At 65.5% G+C, this 19,720-nt stretch carries 20 protein-coding genes; 16 read left to right on the top strand and 4 right to left on the bottom strand.

The genetic code is table 11. The features are described from left to right. Positions 1-127 precede the first annotated feature (127 nt). From BRSPCE3_RS00775 to BRSPCE3_RS00840, 15 genes are all read left to right on the top strand, one after another. The gene (locus BRSPCE3_RS00775; protein ID WP_244063543.1) at positions 128-1,630 is read left to right on the top strand and encodes a replicative DNA helicase; all 1,503 of its coding nucleotides are present in this window, start codon (positions 128-130) and stop codon (positions 1,628-1,630) included. Between the two features lie 48 nt (positions 1,631-1,678). After that, positions 1,679-2,983, top strand: a complete 1,305-nt coding sequence (alr, locus tag BRSPCE3_RS00780) for an alanine racemase (RefSeq protein WP_244063544.1) — start codon at positions 1,679-1,681, stop codon at positions 2,981-2,983. Between the two features lie 29 nt (positions 2,984-3,012). Next, entirely contained in the window at positions 3,013-3,783 is a 771-nt protein-coding gene (locus tag BRSPCE3_RS00785; RefSeq protein WP_244063546.1) for an exodeoxyribonuclease III, read from the top strand. 283 nt (positions 3,784-4,066) lie between these two features. Continuing rightward, entirely contained in the window at positions 4,067-4,870 is an 804-nt protein-coding gene (locus BRSPCE3_RS00790; protein ID WP_244063548.1) for an outer membrane protein, read from the top strand. A 133-nt stretch (positions 4,871-5,003) separates the two neighbouring features. Beyond that, the gene (locus tag BRSPCE3_RS00795) at positions 5,004-5,729 is read left to right on the top strand and encodes a sulfite exporter TauE/SafE family protein (RefSeq protein WP_244063550.1); all 726 of its coding nucleotides are present in this window, start codon (positions 5,004-5,006) and stop codon (positions 5,727-5,729) included. A 359-nt stretch (positions 5,730-6,088) separates the two neighbouring features. Then, on the top strand, positions 6,089-6,376 hold the full coding sequence (locus BRSPCE3_RS00800) for a hypothetical protein (protein WP_244063552.1): 288 nt from the start codon (positions 6,089-6,091) through the stop codon (positions 6,374-6,376). Between the two features lie 173 nt (positions 6,377-6,549). Continuing rightward, the gene (locus tag BRSPCE3_RS00805) at positions 6,550-7,158 is read left to right on the top strand and encodes a hypothetical protein (RefSeq protein ID WP_244063553.1); all 609 of its coding nucleotides are present in this window, start codon (positions 6,550-6,552) and stop codon (positions 7,156-7,158) included. A gap of 94 nt (positions 7,159-7,252) precedes the next feature. Then, complete coding sequence (gene radA, locus BRSPCE3_RS00810) at positions 7,253-8,734, top strand: DNA repair protein RadA (RefSeq protein ID WP_244063554.1); 1,482 nt, start codon at positions 7,253-7,255, stop codon at positions 8,732-8,734. 188 nt (positions 8,735-8,922) lie between these two features. After that, positions 8,923-9,558 (top strand): CvpA family protein, encoded by a 636-nt coding sequence (locus BRSPCE3_RS00815; RefSeq protein ID WP_026192677.1) that lies wholly within the window; start codon positions 8,923-8,925, stop codon positions 9,556-9,558. A 25-nt stretch (positions 9,559-9,583) separates the two neighbouring features. Continuing rightward, entirely contained in the window at positions 9,584-11,134 is a 1,551-nt protein-coding gene (purF, locus tag BRSPCE3_RS00820; RefSeq protein ID WP_375709848.1) for an amidophosphoribosyltransferase, read from the top strand. A 13-nt stretch (positions 11,135-11,147) separates the two neighbouring features. Beyond that, the gene (locus BRSPCE3_RS35985) at positions 11,148-11,279 is read left to right on the top strand and encodes a hypothetical protein (RefSeq protein ID WP_283843064.1); all 132 of its coding nucleotides are present in this window, start codon (positions 11,148-11,150) and stop codon (positions 11,277-11,279) included. An 88-nt stretch (positions 11,280-11,367) separates the two neighbouring features. Continuing rightward, a complete protein-coding gene (locus BRSPCE3_RS00825; RefSeq protein ID WP_244063555.1) occupies positions 11,368-12,108 on the top strand; it encodes an SDR family NAD(P)-dependent oxidoreductase in 741 nt (246 codons plus the stop codon). A 222-nt stretch (positions 12,109-12,330) separates the two neighbouring features. Next, on the top strand, positions 12,331-13,467 hold the full coding sequence (locus tag BRSPCE3_RS00830) for a hypothetical protein (protein ID WP_244063556.1): 1,137 nt from the start codon (positions 12,331-12,333) through the stop codon (positions 13,465-13,467). Between the two features lie 84 nt (positions 13,468-13,551). Further along, on the top strand, positions 13,552-14,682 hold the full coding sequence (locus tag BRSPCE3_RS00835) for a hypothetical protein (RefSeq protein WP_244064927.1): 1,131 nt from the start codon (positions 13,552-13,554) through the stop codon (positions 14,680-14,682). A gap of 212 nt (positions 14,683-14,894) precedes the next feature. Beyond that, the gene (locus tag BRSPCE3_RS00840) at positions 14,895-16,121 is read left to right on the top strand and encodes an ABC transporter substrate-binding protein (RefSeq protein WP_244063557.1); all 1,227 of its coding nucleotides are present in this window, start codon (positions 14,895-14,897) and stop codon (positions 16,119-16,121) included. 141 nt (positions 16,122-16,262) lie between these two features. On the opposite strand, the gene BRSPCE3_RS00845 is transcribed toward BRSPCE3_RS00840, so the two are convergent. From BRSPCE3_RS00845 to BRSPCE3_RS00860, 4 genes are all read right to left on the bottom strand, one after another. Beyond that, positions 16,263-16,835, bottom strand: a complete 573-nt coding sequence (locus tag BRSPCE3_RS00845; protein WP_244063558.1) for a DUF2147 domain-containing protein — start codon at positions 16,833-16,835, stop codon at positions 16,263-16,265. A 49-nt stretch (positions 16,836-16,884) separates the two neighbouring features. Continuing rightward, positions 16,885-17,547, bottom strand: coding sequence for a DUF3313 domain-containing protein (locus BRSPCE3_RS00850; protein ID WP_244063559.1), 663 nt, complete (start codon positions 17,545-17,547; stop codon positions 16,885-16,887). A 397-nt stretch (positions 17,548-17,944) separates the two neighbouring features. Then, complete coding sequence (locus BRSPCE3_RS00855; RefSeq protein WP_244063560.1) at positions 17,945-18,619, bottom strand: TetR/AcrR family transcriptional regulator; 675 nt, start codon at positions 18,617-18,619, stop codon at positions 17,945-17,947. 174 nt (positions 18,620-18,793) lie between these two features. Then, positions 18,794-19,075 (bottom strand): hypothetical protein, encoded by a 282-nt coding sequence (locus BRSPCE3_RS00860; protein ID WP_244063561.1) that lies wholly within the window; start codon positions 19,073-19,075, stop codon positions 18,794-18,796. Between the two features lie 198 nt (positions 19,076-19,273). Between BRSPCE3_RS00860 and BRSPCE3_RS00865 the strand changes: the two genes are divergently transcribed. After that, entirely contained in the window at positions 19,274-19,666 is a 393-nt protein-coding gene (locus tag BRSPCE3_RS00865; RefSeq protein ID WP_244063562.1) for a nuclear transport factor 2 family protein, read from the top strand. Positions 19,667-19,720 lie beyond the last annotated feature (54 nt).

Here is a 19,720-nt window from a genome sequence, read left to right on the forward strand (position 1 = left end):
CACATCGTGTTGTGTGAATCGTGCATAAGAAACATCCGTCCTTTCGCTTCGTGCCGGGCTGGCGCTTGATCGCGACCCCACAGCCGAAAATCTCAGTAACGACGAAATCAGAAGAATAAGCTCGTCCATGGCCTTGATTGATTCGAACGTCCACAAGCTCGCGCCCGATGCCGCATCCCCGGCGTACCGGAGCGCACCGCACAACATCGAAGCGGAACAGGGCCTCCTGGGCGCGATCCTGGTCAACAATGACGCGTTCTACCGCGTCTCCGACTTTCTCGAGCCGAAGCACTTCTTCGAGCCGCTGCACCAGACGATCTACGAGACCGCAGGCTCGCTGATCCGGATGGGCAAGGTCGCAAACCCCGTGACCTTGAAGACCTTCCTGCCGGCTGACGCCGACATCGGCGGCATGACGGTTGGCCAGTACCTCGCCCGTCTCGCTGCGGAAGCGACCACGATCATCAACGCGATGGACTACGGCCGTACCGTTTATGACCTGAGCCTGCGGCGCAACCTGATCCAGATCGGCGAGGAGATCGTCAACGTCGCCTACGACGCGCCGGTCGATTTTGCCCCGCGCGCCCAGATCGAGGACGCCGAACGGCAGCTCTACGGCCTCGCCGAGACCGGCCGCTACGACGGCGGCTTCCAGCGCTTCTCGCAGGCGCTGACGATCGCCGTCGACATGGCCGCGAAAGCGTTCCAGCGCGACGGCAAGCTGTCGGGCATCTCGACCGGCCTGCGCGATCTCGACGCGCGAATGGGCGGCCTGCAACCCTCCGACCTCATCGTGCTCGCCGGCCGCCCCGGCATGGGCAAGACCTCGCTCGCCACCAACATCGCCTACAACATCGCCAAGGCCTATGTGCCCGAGGTGCAGGCCGACGGCACCACCAAGGCGGTCAATGGCGGCTGCGTCGGCTTCTTCTCCTGCGAAATGAGCGGCGAGCAGCTCGCCACCCGTATTCTCGCCGAACGCACCGGCATCCCGTCGAGCCATATCCGCCGCGGCGGCATCAGCGAACTGGATTTCGAGAAGATCCGCGACTGCTCGATCGAGCTGCAATCGCTGCCGTTCTATGTCGACGAAACCGGCGGCCTCTCGATCTCGCAGCTCACCGCGCGGGCCCGGCGGCTGAAGCGGCAGAAGGGTCTCGACCTGATCGTGATCGACTACATCCAGCTGCTGCAGGGTTCGGGCAAGAAGGGCAACGACAACCGCGTGCAGGAAATCACCGAGATCACCACCAATCTCAAGGCGCTGGCGAAGGAATTGAACGTCCCGGTCATCGCGCTGTCGCAGCTGTCGCGTCAGGTCGAAAACCGCGACGACAAGCGCCCGCAGCTCTCCGACCTCCGTGAATCCGGCTCGATCGAGCAGGACGCCGACGTGGTGATGTTCGTCTACCGCGAAGAATACTATCTCGCCAACAAGGAGCCGCGGCCGGGCACCCCCGAGCACGAGAAGTGGCAGATGGAGCTGGAACTGGCCCATGGCAAAGCCGAAGTCATCATCGGCAAGCAGCGCCACGGCCCGACCGGTACCGTCGAATTGCACTTCGAGGCCAGCGTCACCAGGTTCGGTGATCTCGCGCCCGACGGTCAGATTCCGGATCGCGGTTACTAATGCCGCAGCGCGGTTGAACGGCGGCAGGCCCCCGCGTACAACTGAGCCATGAACATCGTGACCGACGCGAAATCGCAGCTGACGCCCGAAGCCAATCTGCTGGCGGCCCACCCGACCGCCACCGGCATCCTCACCGTCGACCTCGACGCCATCATCGCCAACTGGCGCAAGCTCGAGAAGACCGCGGTGCCCGCGGAATGCGCCGCCGTGGTGAAGGCCAATGCCTATGGCTGCGGCGCCGAGCAGGTTTCGCGCGCGCTGGCCAAGGCCGGCTGCAAGACCTTCTTTGTCGCAACCGTCGAGGAGGCCGCCGTGGTGCGCGCGGCGGTGCCGCAAGCGACGGTGTATTCGCTCGGCGGCTTCTTCCAGCAGACCGGCGAGGCCTACGCCAGGATCGACTGCAAGCCCGTGATCGGCGATCTCAATGAGCTCGCCGAATGGGACGTGTTCTGCCGCCGCTCCGGCTGGTCCGGCGGCGCCGCCATCCATATCGACACCGGGATGAACCGGCTCGGGCTCACGGTCACCGAGGCGCAGGGCATCATCCCGCGGATCAATGCCGGCGATCACGGCATCACGCTGGTCATGAGCCACCTCGCCTCCGCCGAATTGCTCAACAGTCCCGCCAACGCCAGGCAGCTTGCGAGCTTCCGGGAGATCGCGAGCCTGTTCACCGGCGTGCCGGCCTCGCTCGCCAATTCTTCCGGCGTGTTCCTCGGCGCCCAGTTCCAGTTCGAGATGGTGCGGCCGGGCTGTGCGCTCTATGGCGTCAACCCGACGCCGGAGGCCGACAACCCGATGCAGCAGGTGGTCGACCTCAAGGCGCGCATCGTGCAGATCCGCAACATCGATCGCGGCGAGACCGTCGGCTATGGCGGCACCTGGACGGCACGCCGGCCGACCCGGCTTGCGATCGTCTCCGCCGGCTATGCCGACGGCTATTTCCGCGCCGCCAGTGCCAATGACGGCACCCGCGGTGCCGAGGTCGTGGTCGCCGGCAAGCGCTGCCCGATCGCCGGCCGGGTCTCGATGGACCTGATCGCGGTCGACGTCACCGATCTCGACAAGAATGCCGTGCGGCGCGGCCACATGGTGACGCTGATCGGCGAAGGCATCACCGTCGACGAGGTCGCGCATCATTTCGGCACCATCGGCTACGAGGTGTTGACCAGCCTCGGCCGCCGCTTCGTGCGCATCTACAAGGGTGGCGATGCCGTGGCGGCGACGAGCGATGCGCCCGCCGAGAAGAGCGAGGCAGTCGCCGAGAAGACGGAGCCCGCCGCGACGCAAGCGGCGCCGCCAACCCTGCCGACAGCAGCGCCACCCGCGCCGCCGCCATTGCCGTCCGCCTGAGACGTAACCTGTCGCGGTCCCCAGCCCGCATGAAGATCGCGACCTTCAACATCAACAACGTCAACCGCCGGCTGCCCAACCTGTTGCGCTGGCTGAAATCGGCCAGGCCCGACGTCGTCAGCCTGCAGGAGTTGAAGGCCAGCGACGCCGAGTTTCCGGCAGCCGCGCTCGAGAAGGCCGGCTACGGCGCGGTGTGGCAGGGCGAGAGGACCTGGAACGGCGTCGCCATTCTCGCCCGCAAGGCCGAGCCGGTTTTGATCCGCACCGCCCTGCCCGGCGACCGCGACGACCATGAGGCGCGCTACATCGAGGCCGCGGTGCGCGGCATCGTCGTCACCAGCCTCTATCTGCCGAACGGCAATCCGCAGCCCGGACCGAAATTCGATTACAAGCTGGCCTGGTTCAAGCGACTGCGGGCGCATGCCGCCAAGCTGCTCAAGCAGGACGTCCCCGTGGTGCTCGCCGGCGACTACAACGTCGCGCCGACGGCTTTCGACATCTATCCGACGCGCTCGTGGGACAAGGACGCGCTGATTCAGCCGAACAGCCGCGCCGCGTTCAAGGCGCTGGTCGATCAGGGCTGGTGCGATGCGATCCGCACGCTGCATCCGGACGATCAGATGTTCACGTTCTGGGACTACAAGCGCCAGCGCTGGCCGCGCGACGCCGGCCTGCGGCTCGATCATCTGCTGCTCAGCCCCGACGTCGCGGCGCGGCTCGCAAAAGCCGGCGTCGACCGCGACGTTCGTGGCGAGGACGGCGCCAGCGACCACGCGCCGGCGTGGGTGGTGTTGAAGTGATGGGTGTGCGTGCCCCACACGAGATGTGGTCCCGGCGAAAGCCGGGACCCATAACCACAGCTTTTTGTTGTTGAAGCGAGCTGCGGCCCAAGCTTCGTGAACCAATCAGCATTTGTGGTTATGGGTCCGGGTCGCGCTTCGCTTGCCCGGGACGACACTGAATCCGTTGTGCAGCCTGTGAGTCAAAAAAACCTTATGCGCCGGATGTGGCGCACCGGGTACAGCCTGCGGTGGTGCAATCGACTACAATCGCACCGATTTGATTCATGCATTGGGCCTGCTCATGAAGCCATATTTTGTCGCCGCCTCCATGCTGATGCTCGGCATGGCAAGCGCCTCCGCCGCCGACCTTGCCGCCCGCTCCTATGTCAAGGCGCCTCCGATCGTCGCTGCCACCACCGACTGGAGCGGCTTCTATGTCGGCGCCAATGGCGGCGGCGGCTGGAGCCGGAATTGCTGGGACATCGTGCCGTTTGCCATCGCCAATCCGGCGCTCGGCGTGGTGAACTTCAACGGCCCCGAAGGCTGCCATACCGCGAGCGGCGCCACCGCCGGCGGCCAGATCGGCTATCGCTGGCAGCAGGCCGCCTGGGTGTTCGGCGTCGAAGCACAGGGCAATTGGGCCGACCTGTCGGGCTCGAACCCGTCCATCGCGCCGTTGTTTGCCGGCTTCGAGAACCGCACCAAGATCGATGCGATCGGCCTGTTCACCGGACAGATCGGCTACTCCTGGGGCGCCTTCCTGCTCTACGCCAAGGGCGGCGCGGCCGTGATGCGCGATCGCTACGAGAGCGTCATCACGCCGGCCTTCGGCCCCGGCCTGCCGGTCGGCTTCATCGCCGACCGCGGCAACGACACGCGCTGGGGCGGCGTGATCGGCGTCGGTGCCGAATATGCGATCGCACACAACTGGTCGCTGGCGCTCGAATACGACCATCTGTTCATGGGGACCGACACCGTCCACCTGACCTACGACCCCGCCTTCATCGCCGCGATCAACCATGACGAACGCATCCGCCAGGACGTCGACATGGTGACGGTGCGCGTCAACTACCGCTTCGGCGGCCCGGTCGTCGCGAAATACTGACGCAGCGCGCGATCGCATGTCGGTTGTCGGTGGTTCGCGGCGCCCTTGCGCCGCCTCGACCCGTCAGGTCACACTGAGCCTCCGCTCCCGGGACGCGCATCCTGCATGGCTCGGGAGCACATCCGGAGTGCGCGTGGGCTTCCTCTTCATCCTCATCGTCGGCCTGGTTGCCGGCACGATCTCGGGCATCGTCGGCACCGGCTCGTCGATCATGCTGATGCCGGTCCTGGTCTATCAATACGGCCCGAAGCAGGCGGTGCCGATCATGGCGATCGCCGCCGTGATGGCCAACCTGTCGCGCATCCTGGCCTGGTGGCGCGAGGTCGACTGGCGCGCCTGCGCCGCCTACTCGATCACGGGCATTCCGGCCGCAGCCCTCGGCGCCCGCACCCTGCTCGCGCTGCCCTCGCACGCGGTCGATATCGCGATCGGCGTGTTCCTGATTGCGATGGTGCCGGTGCGGCACTGGCTGGCGCGACACGATCTGAAGGCCAAACTCTGGCATCTCGCCGTCGGTGGCGCCGTGATCGGCTATCTCACCGGCATCGTGGTCTCGACCGGCCCGCTCAGCGTGCCGCTGTTCTTGTTTTACGGCCTCAGCAAGGGTGCCTTCCTCGCCACCGAAGCGGCGAGTTCGCTCGGGCTCTATGTCAGCAAGTCGGTGACGTTCGAGCGCTTCGGCGCGCTGACCCCTGACATCGCGCTGAAAGGCCTGATCGCCGGCGCCTCGCTGATGGCCGGCGCCTTCATCGCCAAACGCTTCGTGCTGCAGATGAGGCCGGAGTCATTCCGCCTGATCATGGACGGCATCATGCTGGCCGCGGGCGCTGCACTGTTGTGGTCGGCAATGGCGTCGTAGGCTCGGAGCGATGTCGTAATTCTACGGGAGTTCGGCGCTTCGGATGTCGTGGGACCCGAAAGAGCGTTGTTGAGCATGCAGCTCCCGGTGTTCTCCGGATTGCCCGGATCCGGCGCCTGCGTTTATGACAACTTCATTGCGTGCATTCGATCGTTTGCGGAAAAGAACTTTGCTCCAGCAGGCATCGCAGGGTCAATCGACGACCCGGATGCGAATCCCGAGAGAGCGGCGACAGGCGGTGCGCAACCGGGCGCACTTCAGCGCCTCATGTCGGTCCGACGGATTTCGAATCGCAAGTCGAAGCATTGGGACTAACGGGTTGGTCAGAACCCGTGACAGGCGGGAAAGGCAGGCGCGCGATGCGCAAGATGATGATCACGACTGCGGTGGCGGTTACGTTGGCTGTTGCTGGCTCGGCCTTGTGGCCGACAGCAAAGCCCGACGTCGAGCAGTTCGGAGACGGCGTGTACGAGACGATCTGGGTCTGGCGTATTCCGGCCTACTCGAACAATCCGTCGTGGCGCGTGCGCTGGAGCTGGACCGATCCGCTGCGCGCGCAAGCAAGATGCTGCCGGGCTCTTCCGACGGGCTCGATGCTGCGCGAGAATCCGCCGCTGCTGCTGTCGGGGCGAGACATGCGCGTCTAGACGCGGAGGCCGAGAGCAACAATTGGTTCCATGCGCCGGAGAGCATTTGATTCAAGTTCTCGCTGTAGTTGAGTTTACTTTTTATCCTTAACCAGAAGAGCGATCTTTAATTTACATCCGCAAGGTGTGGTTTACCTTGTCTCCGCGAACACAGCGGATTCAGGGACAACAAGATGCGTCAGCTCGGCCTCACCCTGTCGCTGACTTGCCTTCTGGCAGCACAAGGCTTCAGCGTCGCCGCGGACGACACGAAACCCGGCCAATCGGCTGTCGTCACCGATCGCGTCACATGCTCGTTGCGGCCGAAGGCCGAGGAACCGGCCGATCCGTCGTCGACCTCGGCAATCCCTCACAGCGAAAAGTTCGTCGCACGGGAACATTTCAAGGAGGACATCGCGTCGAGCGCCGCGGTGAAGATCTCCTGGCTGGGCGCGACCTTCGCGCACCGCTTCATCGGCAAGGTCGAGGACGATAGTGGCGGCGCATTGCTGCAGACTTTGGTGCTGGGCGCCACCGCAAGCGACAGCGAAATCCTGGCCAAGCTGGGTCAGAGCCACGAGAACCAGTTGGTCGACGTCTGGTGCGCGTTGAAGCAGCAACCCAACGGCAGCGGCGGCGCGCTCGATATCAACGCCAAGCCGAATGTGTTTTACGTCCGCGACATCGCAGGAGAGCTTGGTGCCGTTGACGTGCTCTGGGGCGGCGTCGGCTGGGAGATCGGCGCGAGCCCGGTCGGAGACAAGCCGCGATGGCCAGCCGGAACACGGGTCTTCTCTCGCTGACTGCCGTCCCATCAGGCGTGCCGTATTCGATGGATCGTGCGCGGCGGCCGAACCGTGCTATGCATCGTGCGCGATAGCACGACTCACCTGCTCCATGGCCAAATCCACCCTCTCCTTCGTCTGCCAGAACTGCGGCGCAGCGTATAATCGCTGGCAGGGCAAGTGCGACTCCTGCGGCGAGTGGAACACGCTGGCCGAGGAAGACACCACGGGCTCGGTGCCGGTCTCGATCCGCAGCAAGCGCAAGGGGCGGACGTTCGCGCTGGAATCGCTGTCCGGCAAGACCCAGGACGCGCCGCGGCTGTCGTCGGGCATGGCCGAGCTCGACCGCGTCACCGGCGGCGGCTTCGTGCGCGGCTCGGTGCTTCTGGTCGGCGGCGATCCCGGCATCGGAAAATCGACGCTGCTGACCCAGGCGACCTCCATGATGGCGCGCGCCGGCCACCGCGCGGTCTATATCTCCGGCGAAGAGGCGGTCGCCCAGGTGCGGCTGCGCGCCGAGCGGCTCGGGCTCGCCGACGCGCCGGTGCAGCTCGCGTCCGAAACCTCGGTCGAGGACATCGTCTCGACGCTGTCGGAAGGCGCGGTGCCGCGGCTGATCGTGATCGATTCGATCCAGACGATGTGGACCGACACGGTCGAGTCGGCGCCGGGCACGGTGACCCAGGTCCGCGCCTCGGCGCAGGCCCTCATTCGCTTCGCCAAGAAGACCGGGGCAACGATCATCCTGGTCGGCCATGTGACGAAGGACGGCCAGATCGCGGGTCCCCGCGTGGTCGAGCACATGGTCGACGCGGTGCTGTCGTTCGAGGGCGAAGGCTCGCAGCAGTTCCGCATCTTGCGCTCGGCCAAGAACCGCTTTGGCGCCACCGACGAGATCGGCGTGTTCGAGATGACCGGGCTCGGGCTCCGCGAAGTCACCAATCCCTCGGAACTGTTCCTCTCCGAGCGCGAGCTCGGCAGCCCCGGCACGGCGGTGTTTGCCGGCATCGAGGGCACCCGCCCGGTGCTGGTCGAATTGCAGGCGCTGGTGGCGCCGACCTCGCTCGGCACACCGCGCCGCGCCGTGGTCGGCTGGGACCCGAGCCGGCTGTCGATGGTGCTCGCGGTGCTGGAAGCGCATTGCGGCGTCAAATTGTCCGGACATGACGTCTATCTCAACGTCGCCGGCGGCCTGCGCATCCAGGAGCCGGCCGCGGACCTCGCCGCCGCCGCCGCGCTGGTGTCCTCGCTGGTCAATGCGCCGCTGCCGACGGACGCGGTCTATTTCGGCGAGATTTCGCTGTCGGGCGCGATCCGCCCGGTGGCACAGACCCCCGCCCGCCTGAAGGAAGCCCTCAAGCTCGGCTTCGGCCGCGCCATCCTGCCCGAATCGGCCCGCGGCGATGGCGGCGGCGATATGGGGCTGACCCTCAACAGCGTCGGCAATCTGACCACACTGGTCGCCGAAATCGCGGCGCGCGGCACACCAAGAGGTGGCCGGGCCGGGCCAAGGGACGACCAAAGCGGCTCGGGGGACGCTGATCCGGTGGAGAAAAATGCCACACCGGCCCGATTCCGTCGCGACAACCGCTAAAGCGGGCGTGACGTATCAGCCCCTCGCCGCTATACATCCGCCGCGCGGGACAGGTGGCGCTCCGGCCTTGCCGGATGCCCCCGATGCGCCTCAGTTAGGACGGCACCGACTTTGCCGATTCGCGAGAGCCCTTAACAGCGTAAGCCCTTAACAGCGTACCGAAACGTACCAGCGGACCTGACCAGCCGATGCCCATAACGATACTCGATCTCGTCCTGCTCGGCGTGATGCTGATTTCGGGCCTGCTGGCAATGGTGCGCGGCTTCATGCGCGAGATCCTTTCGATTGCCGCCTGGGGCGCCGCCGCGCTGGTCACGCTGTATGCGTTCTCCAAGCTGCTGCCGACCGCCAAGACCTATTTCAACAACGACACGGTCGCGGCCGTGGTCGTGGTCGCCGGCGTGTTCATCGGCACGCTGATCGTGGTCTCGATCGTGACGGTGCGGATCTCGGACATGATCCTGGATTCCCGGATCGGCGCGCTCGACCGCACCCTCGGCTTCCTGTTCGGGCTCGCCCGCGGCCTCCTGATCGTGGTCGTGGCGTTCATGTTCTTCACCTGGCTGGTTCCCGACAAGCAGCGGCCCGATTGGGTCACCGGGGCGAAGTCCCGGGTGGTGCTGCAAGGAACCGGGGATTGGCTGATGTCGCTCTTGCCTGACGACCCCGAGAACACCATCTTAAAGAAGTTCAAGAAGAATAAGCCAGACGACGATTCTGCGGCCGATACCAATGATCAGGCGACGCCGGCGTCGGGCGATGGCTATAGCAAACCTGCGCGTGACAGCTTGAAAAAGCTGATCGAGAAACCCGCGGGCCGATAACCTATTTGGGCCCTTACGAGAGGCGATGAACGAGATGCAGACCCCTTCGGATCATACCGACCAAATGGATCTCGACCTCGGCCCGATCGAACTACAGAACCCTCTTCAAGACGACCCTCTCCGATACCACCCCGATCTCGATGGCGACACGCTCCGCGAGGAGTGCGGCGTGTTCGGCATCTTCGGCCATCCCGAGGCCGCCGCGATCACCGCGCTCGGCCTGCACGCGCTCCAGCATCGCGGCCAGGAGGCCGCCGGCATCGTCTCGTTCGACGGCGCCCGCTTCCACAGTGAACGCCGCCTCGGCCTCGTCGGCGACGCCTTCTCCCGCCGCGAGGTGATCGAGCGCCTGCCCGGCAATGCCGCGGTCGGCCACGTCCGCTACTCCACGACCGGCGGCACCATCCTGCGCAACGTGCAACCGCTGTTCGCCGAGCTCAGCGCCGGCGGCTTTGCGGTCGGGCACAACGGCAATCTGACCAACGGCCTGACGCTCCGCCGCGAGCTGGTCAAGGGCGGCGCCATGATGCAGTCGACCACCGACACCGAGGTGATCCTGCATCTGGTCGCGCAGTCGAAGCGCACCCGCTTCATCGACCGTTTCATCGAGGCGCTGCGCACCATCGAGGGCGCCTACGCGCTGGTCGCGCTGACCAACAAGAAACTGGTCGGCGCCCGCGACCCGCTCGGCATCCGTCCGCTGGTGCTCGGCGATCTCGACGGCCATCCGATCCTGACCTCGGAGACCTGCGCGCTCGACATGATCGGCGCCAAATATGTCCGCGACATCGAGCCCGGCGAGATCATCGTGTTCGACGAGACCGGCGCCCACAGCCACAAGCCGTTCCCGCCGAAGCCGGCGCGGCCCTGCATCTTCGAATACATCTATTTCGCGCGGCCGGATTCGATCGTCGGCGGCCGCTCGGTGTACGACGTGCGCAAGGCGTTCGGCGCCCAGCTCGCCCGCGAGAGTCATCCCGAGGTCGACGTCGTGGTGCCGGTGCCGGATTCCGGCGTGCCCGCCGCGGTCGGCTACAGCCAGTATTCCGGCGTGCCGTTCGAGCTCGGCATCATCCGCAACCACTATGTCGGCCGCACCTTCATCCAGCCGACCCAGAGCGTGCGCGAGCTCGGCGTGCGCATGAAGCATTCGGCCAACCGCGCCGCGATCGAGGGCAAGCGCATCATCCTGATCGACGACTCGCTGGTGCGCGGCACCACCTCGAAGAAGATCGTGCGCATGATGCGCGACGCCGGCGCCCGCGAGGTGCATTTCCGCCTCGCCTCGCCGCCGATCCTCTACCCCGACTATTACGGCATCGACCTGCCGGACCGCGGCGGCCTGCTGGCGGCGACCCATTCGCTCGAGGAGATGCGCGACATCATCGGCGCCGACTCGCTCGCCTTCCTGTCGATCGACGGCATGTACCGCGCGATGGGCTATGAAGGGCGCGACCCGGCCAATCCGAGGTTCGCCGACCATTGCTTCACCGGGGCCTATCCGACCCACCTCACCGACCAGAGCGAAACCGAGGCCCCGCCGCGCCAGCTCTCGCTGCTGGCCGAGGCGAGCTGACGGGAGCAACGTCATGCAGCCGATCATCGGCATCCTCGGTGGGGTGCTGCTGGTTGGCTTCATCGTGTTTGCCTTCCGCCAGGGCTTCAAGGTGAAGCCCGACAGCTCGGGCAACGGCAGCAACAGCTCCAATATGGACGGGTAGCGGCGATACCGCAGGAATTCATGATGGCCGGGCTTGTCCCGGCCATTTCCGTCTGTAATACCCGCCGCAAGACCACGGACGGACCAACATGACAAAATCCCTCGCCTCCCGGATTGCCCTCGTCACCGGCGCCTCGCGCGGGATCGGCTATGCGACGTCAGTCGCGCTGGCCAAGGCCGGCGCCCATGTCGTTGCGGTGGCGCGCACCCAAGGCGGGCTGGAAGAGCTCGACGACGAGATCCGAAAAGGTGGCGGCAGCGCCACGCTGGTGCCGCTCTCGCTCACCGACTATGACGGCATCGCGCGGCTCGGCCTCGCGCTGCATGAGCGCCACGGCAAGCTCGATATCCTGGTCGGCAATGCCGGCACCGCCGGCCCGTCGTCGCCGCTCGGCCATATCGAGCTGAAGCCGTGGAACGACGTGTTCGCGATCAACGTCACCGCCAACTTCCAGCTGATCCGCTGCATGGACCCGCTGCTGCGCCAGTCCGACGCCGGCCGCGCGCTGTTCGTGACCTCGGGCGTCGCGCACAAGGCCAGCGCGTATCTCGGCCCCTACGCGGCCTCGAAGGCCGCGCTCGACGCGCTGGTGCGCTCCTGGGCCAATGAGACCGCGAACACGGCGCTCCGCGTCAACCTGTTCAGCCCGGGCCCGATCCGCACCCGGATGCGGGCGCAGGTGTTTCCCGGCGAGGATCCGATGACGCTGGATACGCCGGACATGGCCGCCGAATTCATCGTGCCGATGTGCTCGCCGGACTGGACCGAGACCGGCAAGCTCTACGACTACAAGGCGCACACGCTGCGCACGTTCCAGCCGCCGGTGTAGGCCGCCTCTCTACCAGAGAAGACCCCGTAGCCCGGATGGAGCGAAGCGCAATCCGGGACAGCTTCTCCGCAGAGAGACTTGTCCCGGATTTCGCTTCGCTCCATCCGGGCTACGCGCTCCATCCGGGCTACGCAGCTCCTTGCGATTGACTCGCTCGCGTCGCCGCGATTGACTGCCCTCCCCAGCGGCACGGCCGCCAAGAAGAAGCTCGGGAGGCAACCAATGACGCCGACGTTCAATCGCGCGCGCTCCATCCTGTCCGGATTGTTTCTCTCCGCCTGCATCGCATCATCGGCCCTCTTCGTTGCAGCTTCGCCCGCCACGGCCGGCGACGTCCCGACCTTCGCGGTCGATGCGTCCTGGCCGAAGCAACTGCCCAACAACTGGATCATCGGACAGGTCGGCGGCATCACCGTCGACTGGCAGGGGCACATCTGGGTGATCCACCGGCCGCGGTCGCTGACCGACGGCGAGAAGGCCGCCACTCTCAATCCGCCGCGGGCGAAATGCTGCGTGCCGGCGCCGCCGGTGCTGGAGTTCGACGTCAACGGCAATCTGCTGCGCTCCTGGGGCGGCCCCGGCGACGGCTATCAATGGGTCGGCCGCGAGCACGGCATCGAGGTCGACGAACGCGGCTTCGTCTGGATCGGCGGCAATGCCGATGACGACAGCGCGATCCTGAAGTTCTCGCTCGACGGCAAGTATCTCGGCCAGATCGGCAAGATCGCAGCCCGCACCAACAGCAACGACACCAGCCAGCTCGGCCGGCCCGCCGGCATCGCGATCGACAAGGCCGCCAACGAGCTCTACGTCGCCGACGGCTACGGCAACCGCCGCGTCATCGTGTTCGACGCCACCACGCTGGCCTACAAGCGGCTGTGGGGCGGCACCGGCAAGACGCCGAACGACGACAAGCAGCCGCCCTACACGCCGACCGCGCCGGAGCAGCAGCAATTCGGCAATCCCGTGCATTGCATCAAGATCGCCAATGACGGGTTGGTCTATGTTTGCGACCGCAGCCAGGACCGCATCCAGGTGTTCAAGAAGGACGGCACCTTCGTGAAGGAGTTCTTCTACGAGAAGAACACGCTCGGCGACGGCGCGGTGTTCGATCTCGCGCTGTGGCCGGATGCGAAGCAGACCTACCTGTTGAATGCCGACGGCGCCAACAACGAGATCCGCATCATCAGGCGCGCCGACGGCAGCGTGGCCGGCACGTTCGGCCATAACGGCCGCAACGCCGGACAGTTCTCGCTGCTGCATGTCATGGCCGTCGACAAGAAGGGCAACGTCTACACCGGCGAGGTCGAGGGCAAGCGGATCCAGAAATTCAAGCCGACCTCCGGCGCGCCGAAGTAACGGCTGCGTCGGATGACGCGACGATAGCATCGTCCGGCGTTCACGCAGATTGTCGCAACGAAAGCCAGAGCAACCATGATGCCGATGCTTCCTCGCCTGCGCGCAACACTGTCCAGCATCGCGTACGCCGCCTGCCTCGCGTCGTCAGCCCTGCTCGGCGCGCAGCCACAGGCGCAGGCCGGCGACATCCCGACCTTCACGGTCGATGCGGCATGGCCAAAGCCGCTGCCGAACAACTGGATCCTCGGCCAGGTCGGCGGCATCACCGTCGATTGGCAGGGCCATGTCTGGATGATCCACCGGCCGCGCTCGCTGACCGACGACGAGAAAGGCGCCGCGCTCAACCCGCCGCGCTCGAAGTGCTGCGTCTCGGCGCCGCCGGTGCTCGAGTTCGACGCCGACGGCAATCTGCTGCGCGCTTGGGGCGGCCCGGGCGACGGTTACGAATGGGTCGGCCGCGAGCACGGCATCGAGGTCGACGAGCGCGGCTTCGTCTGGATCGGCGGCAACGCCGACAATGACAATGCGATCCTCAAATTCACGCTCGACGGCAAGTTCGTTTCGCAGATCGGCTCGATCGCGCCGAGCAAGGGGTCGAGCGACACGACACAGCTCGGCAAGCCGGCCGAGACCGCGATCGACAAGGCGGCCGACGAGATCTACGTCGCCGACGGTTACGGCAACCACCGCGTCATCGTGTTCGACGCCACGAGCGGCGCCTACAAGCGGCATTGGGGCGCCTATGGCAACAAGCCCGATGACGCCAAGCAGCCAGCCTACGACCCGAAGGCGCCGGTCGCGCAGCAGTTCGGTAATCCCGTGCATTGCGTCAAGATCGCCAATGACGGGCTGGTCTATGTCTGCGACCGCATCAACAACCGCATCCAGGTGTTTCGGAAGGACGGCAGCTTCGTAAAGGAGTTCTTCTTCGAGAAGAACACGCTCGGCAATGGCGCGGTCTGGGACATCGCGCTGTGGCCCGATCCGCAGCAGACCTATCTGCTCGCGGCCGACGGCGAGAACAACGAGATTCGCATCGTCAGGCGCGCCGACGGCACCGTGGTCGGCAGCTTCGGCCGCAACGGCCGCAATGCCGGGCAATTCCACTGGGTGCACGCGCTCGCGGTCGACGCCAAGGGCAATGTCTACACCGCCGAGGTCGACACCGGAAAACGCATCCAGAAATTCAAGCTGACCTCGGACGCGCTCAAATAAGCGGCAGCTCAGTTTTCCGTTTTGACGCGTTTTCGTCACGCGAACCGCTGTCCGCTTCGCTCGAAGACGCGCCGGATGACGCTTCGACGCAGTTCATCCTGCTTTATACGGATTGCCGCCTCGCCCCGGAAAGGGTAAGCGGGAACCCGAACGACCGGCACAAGGCCCCACAAGAGGGCCGTCCGGAAAAATCACAGTGGAGGGAATGTCTCATGACGACGACGCTCGCACGGCGCCACGCCGTGCTTTTCGCTTGCGCTGCACTCGGCCTTGCCACCCCCGCCTTTGCTCAGGACAAGAACGTCAAGATCGGCGTGCTCAACGACATGTCGGGCCTCTATGCCGACATCGGCGGCCCGAACTCGGTGGCCGCGGCCAACATGGCGGTGGAGGATTCCGGCCTGCGCGCCAAGGGCTGGAAGATCGAGGTGGTCAGCGGCGATCACCAGAACAAGCCCGACGTCGGCGTCAACATCGCGCGCAACTGGATCGACAACGACAAGGTCGACATCATCACCGACACGCCGAACTCCGGCGTCGCGCTGGCGGTGAGCAACCTCGCCAAGGAGAAGAACTCGATCGTGCTCAATTCGGGCGCTGCGACCGCCGACCTCACCGGCAAGGCCTGCAACGCCAACACGATCTCCTACACGTTCGACACCTACATGCTCGCCAATGGCACCGGCAAGGCGCTGACCAAGGCCGGCGGCGACACCTGGTTCTTCCTCACCGCCGACTACGCCTTCGGCCATGCGCTGGAGCGCGACACCTCGGCGGTGGTCACCGCGAACGGCGGCAAGGTGCTCGGCGGTGTCAAGCACCCGCTCAACACCGCGGACTTCTCCTCGTTCCTGCTGCAGGCGCAGGCCTCCAAGGCCAAGATCATCGGCCTCGCCAATGCCGGCGGCGACACCACCAACGCGATCAAGCAGGCGTCCGAGTTCGGCATCACCGCGGGCGGCCAGAAGCTCGCGGCGCTGCTGCTGTTCGTCAACGACGTGCACGCGCTGGGCCTGAAGATCGCGCAGGGCCTGACCTTCACCGAGTCGTTCTACTGGGACATGAACGACCAGACCCGGGCCTGGTCGAAGCGTTTCCAGAAGGTCTCGCCGAAGGGCTCGATGCCGTCGATGACGGTCGCCGGCGTCTATGCCGGCGTGCTGCATTATTTGAAGGCGCTCGACGCGATGGGCGGCAATCCGCATGACGGCGCCAAGGTCGTCGCCAAGATGAAGGAGATCCCGACCGACGATCCGCTGTTCGGCAAGGGTCCCCTGCGGATCGACGGACGCCGCATCATTCCGGCCTATCTGTTCGAAGTGAAGAAGCCGGAAGAGTCGAAATATCCCTGGGACTATTACAAGCTGATCGCCACCATCTCTCCGGAAGACGCCGCCAAGCCGCTCGAGGCCAGCGACTGTCCGCTGGTGAAGAAGTAAGCGGGCAGCCGTCATTGCGAGCGAAGCGAAGCAATCCATCACGCCACAAGCGGAGCCATGGATTGCTTCGTCGCTATCGCTCCTCGCAATGACGACGGAGACAGAATCGTGATCCCATAAGATTAACCTACCCTAACCCCATCATTTCGCCGCCGACTTCGCTCTAGCCGCCGGTGCTAACATCGACACCCATTCCCGGTCGCCGCGCGGGCCGCCGGGATCGCCGGTCAGGCCGACGAGTTGTCCCGGCTGAACGTCGAGCGTCTGCGTCCAGGTCTGGGTCTGGCACAGGAACCTGACCAGGCACCCCTTGAGCTTGAGACGGTCGGACGCGTCGCGCCACAGCGAAATCGAATAGCGTTCGCCGTCCTCGGCGTTGTAGATCTCGCCGTTGAACCGCCCCTCGGCCGTGACCGTCAGGCCCATGATCAACTGATGGCCGAGCAGCGCGCGCGCTCGCTTGTCGGGATCGGGATTGAGGGCGTCACGATACGGTTGGCCGCGCGGATCGACCGGGTCCTTCATCCAGACGATGAAGCCGCAGATGTGGTCGCGCGCAACGCCGCAGCGTTCGAGCCGGATGCGCGCGCGTCCGTCTTCGGTGAGCCAGGTGCCGCTCGGATCGCTCGATGCGATCACGTCGGCATGGCCGGTCGAGCTCATCAGAATGGCGGCGACCAGGCTGCGCAGAAACAGGCGAACCATGTAATTCATTCGACAGCACCTTTCATTGTCGGGATCGTTGCGGCAGGCGCGACGCGCCTTACTTCAGTTGCGCCATGAAGGCATCGGCGCCCTTGTCGATGCCGGCGGTGGCGGCGGCGAGATCGCCGACGCTGGCCTTGATGTCGTAGGCATTGGGATATTGCTTGCTGACATAGGCGCCGAGCAGCCGCGCGGTCGGGCCGTCGAACATCTCGACCGCATAGATCACCGAGCCGGTCATGGTGCCCTCGCCGTCACGCGCCGCCTGCACGCCGTTGTAGATCGCGCCGGCCATATCGAAGCGCGACAGCGTGCCGAGCACCGGCGTGTTGGCGACCGCACCGGTCAGCGTCAACCGCACGCGAAACGTGTTCGGTCCGCGCATGTTCACCAGCGTGAAGCGGCCGCGCAGCTTGTCGGCGAAGCGGGTCTGCATATAGGCGGCGAGCGTCTCCTTGTCCTTCTCGGACATCTCGCCGAACTGATGATCGGCGCCGCGATAGATCACGACCGGATCGAGCATCACCTTGTTGTAGCTCCGCCAGTCGACCGGCGGCGCGTAGCGATACGGCACACGCCCCGACGAGTCGGACGTGTCCGGCGTCATGTAGGCCGACGAGGCCACGTCCGAATAGGCCACCGGCGTGACGGCGGCACATCCTGCTGCGAGGACGCAAAGCGCCATCGCTCCCAGACCGCGCGCGGCGATCGAGCTCTCCATTCCAATCTCCTCATCCGATCCTAAAGCGGAAGAGCAGCTCGGCCGCAGCCGCGTCCGGGGCTGAAAGTACGGCTGCGGCCGTCACTGCCGATCTGGCTCGCCGTCCCGGCGCCGCCAGATCTTGCCTCAGTGCGGCAAGGTATAAAACCGACCAGGCGGTTTGTAAAGTTGCAATCGCAGCAAACGCGCCAGGAAAATGCGGCGGGTCGAAACGTCATGGAAAGCCGCGGTGAAACCGCGTCGTGACATGCGGCGCCGCCTTGTCACAAACCCGCGATATCTCTCGTGCTAACGCACCACCTGCCGGGGGATTTCAGGGGCCCGGTGCCGATCCAACGCCGCCAAGCGATCCATATTCCGCTTGGGCGGCGTTGTGTTTTCAGGCAACGCCGGAAGTTCAGCCGCGCTTGCGCGCCGATGCCGGCTTTGCCGACCGTGCGCCGGCAGGCCGCGGCGATGCCGCGCGTGCCGCCGTCGTCCTGGACGGCTTCGCCGGCTCGGCCGCGCCGTGCTCGAGCGCAGTCCACTTGCTGTCGTCGAGCAATCGCTCGAACAGGCGATCGCGCTCCGCCTCGGTCAGCGACAACATGCCGAACAACGAACTCAGCAGCAGCCCCCGTGCCGCCGCCCAGCGCAGCAGCGCCAGATCCGGATCGCACGCCTCGGCCTTCATCAGCGCAACCTTCTTGATGTCGACATCGCGCGGCATCGCCATCAATTCCGGATTCGCGTTCATCGCCGCCAGCAGCGCGAACGCCCCTGCCCGCGGCGTCGAGATCGCTTCCTTGAGCGTGGCGATCTGCGCCGCCAGTTCGGGCTGGTCCGAGGTCTCGCGCGCCTTTTCGAGGTAGCGGGTCGAGAACTCCTCGAAATGCGTCATCTGCTGCTCGAGCAAGGCGCGCAGCACCGCTTCCTTGGTGCGGAACTGATGCATCACGCCGCCCTTGCTGAGACCGCTCTCGCGCGCAATCGCGTCCAGCGTCAGGCGCCCCGGACCATCGCGTGTCACGATGGTGATCGCGGCGTCGAGCGCGGCGTTGCGGGAGCGTTCCGAGCGGGAAGGATTGTCCATGGGGCTACTTACTCAGGAAGGAGTCGCTTGAGAGCACAGTATCTCAGCGGCTTCAGTCAATCTCAAGCGCTGCATCGGCTTCTGCCAGGCAGCGCGAACGACGTACCCACATGTCAGCATCGGCGTCGGGCGGCGCGCCATGCCGACCAATTGATCATCGCGCCATCTGATCGCTTACGCGCATGCGCTGACGGAGCCACGAACCTTCTGCAGCAGGCGGCGGCGCAGGCCGTGAAGAAAACCATGGGCCATTCGGCCGATCACCCTTTCGCCGCGACCACGCGCGCGGGCGACCGTTTCCGCATCGGAATAGCTGGCGGCGACGATCGTTCCATGCCTGCCGCCATCGAGTTTCAGGTCGGTCAGATAGACAAGGCTGCGCGACGTCAGCAGCGCCGCCTGTGCGTCGCTGAAACCGGTCAGTTCATCGCAAACGTCTACGGCCTCGTCGTTCACCATGCTCCTCCCGCCAGAGCGGCCCCGGGAGCGAGGCACGCATCTTGGCGATATCATACAAACCAACTGGATGGTTTGTAAATGGGCAAAATGACGCGATCCTGCGGATTTCTGATGTCTTCGCGCATCGGCGTGTCGGATCGACGCCCTCGCCTTCGTCCTCGGAGCATGGATCAGCCCGCACGCGGAGCACGAGCGATGACACAGCAGAGCCAGACGGCGCAGACCGAAGTCAGAGCACTTATCGACGCCTGGGCGGACGCCGTCCGCAGGCACGATTATCCAGGCGTGCTCGCCCATCACGATCAGGACATCGTGATGTTCGACGTGCCGCCGCCGTTGCAGTTACGCGGACTTGATGCGTACAGGAAGACTTGGGACCTGTTCTTCGGCTGCCAGCGCTCGACCTACGCCTTCGATATCGAGGAGATCGTGATCACGGCCGGCGACGACGTCGCTTTCGCTGTCGCGGTCATGCGTTGCGGCCCACTCGACGCCACGTTCCAGTTCCGCCTGACGATCGGATTGCGCAAGGTCGACGGCAGCTGGCGCATCACCCACGAGCACCATTCGGTGCCGGCGACGGACTAGAATTGGTGGGCAGGTTAGGCGAAGCCGTAACCCGCCGACTTTCCTTGCCGCACG

The organism is Bradyrhizobium sp. Ce-3 (genome assembly GCF_022835695.1).
Classification (GTDB): domain Bacteria; phylum Pseudomonadota; class Alphaproteobacteria; order Rhizobiales; family Xanthobacteraceae; genus Bradyrhizobium.

Bases quoted from the DNA above. Each gene is read 5' to 3' on its own strand.
- BRSPCE3_RS00865 (WP_244063562.1), top strand. From the start codon at position 19,274: ATGACACAGCAGAGCCAGACGGCGCAGACCGAAGTCAGAGCACTTATC.
- radA (WP_244063554.1), top strand. From the start codon at position 7,253: ATGGCCAAATCCACCCTCTCCTTCGTCTGCCAGAACTGCGGCGCAGCG.
- BRSPCE3_RS00840 (WP_244063557.1), top strand. From the start codon at position 14,895: ATGACGACGACGCTCGCACGGCGCCACGCCGTGCTTTTCGCTTGCGCT.
- alr (WP_244063544.1), top strand. From the start codon at position 1,679: ATGAACATCGTGACCGACGCGAAATCGCAGCTGACGCCCGAAGCCAAT.
- BRSPCE3_RS35985 (WP_283843064.1), top strand. From the start codon at position 11,148: ATGCAGCCGATCATCGGCATCCTCGGTGGGGTGCTGCTGGTTGGCTTC.
- BRSPCE3_RS00825 (WP_244063555.1), top strand. From the start codon at position 11,368: ATGACAAAATCCCTCGCCTCCCGGATTGCCCTCGTCACCGGCGCCTCG.
- BRSPCE3_RS00855 (WP_244063560.1), bottom strand. From the start codon at position 18,619: ATGGACAATCCTTCCCGCTCGGAACGCTCCCGCAACGCCGCGCTCGAC.
- BRSPCE3_RS00790 (WP_244063548.1), top strand. From the start codon at position 4,067: ATGAAGCCATATTTTGTCGCCGCCTCCATGCTGATGCTCGGCATGGCA.
- BRSPCE3_RS00805 (WP_244063553.1), top strand. From the start codon at position 6,550: ATGCGTCAGCTCGGCCTCACCCTGTCGCTGACTTGCCTTCTGGCAGCA.
- BRSPCE3_RS00850 (WP_244063559.1), bottom strand. From the start codon at position 17,547: ATGGAGAGCTCGATCGCCGCGCGCGGTCTGGGAGCGATGGCGCTTTGC.
- purF (WP_375709848.1), top strand. From the start codon at position 9,584: ATGAACGAGATGCAGACCCCTTCGGATCATACCGACCAAATGGATCTC.
- BRSPCE3_RS00815 (WP_026192677.1), top strand. From the start codon at position 8,923: ATGCCCATAACGATACTCGATCTCGTCCTGCTCGGCGTGATGCTGATT.
- BRSPCE3_RS00830 (WP_244063556.1), top strand. From the start codon at position 12,331: ATGACGCCGACGTTCAATCGCGCGCGCTCCATCCTGTCCGGATTGTTT.
- BRSPCE3_RS00775 (WP_244063543.1), top strand. From the start codon at position 128: ATGGCCTTGATTGATTCGAACGTCCACAAGCTCGCGCCCGATGCCGCA.
- BRSPCE3_RS00785 (WP_244063546.1), top strand. From the start codon at position 3,013: ATGAAGATCGCGACCTTCAACATCAACAACGTCAACCGCCGGCTGCCC.
- BRSPCE3_RS00845 (WP_244063558.1), bottom strand. From the start codon at position 16,835: ATGAATTACATGGTTCGCCTGTTTCTGCGCAGCCTGGTCGCCGCCATT.
- BRSPCE3_RS00800 (WP_244063552.1), top strand. From the start codon at position 6,089: ATGCGCAAGATGATGATCACGACTGCGGTGGCGGTTACGTTGGCTGTT.
- BRSPCE3_RS00835 (WP_244064927.1), top strand. From the start codon at position 13,552: ATGCTTCCTCGCCTGCGCGCAACACTGTCCAGCATCGCGTACGCCGCC.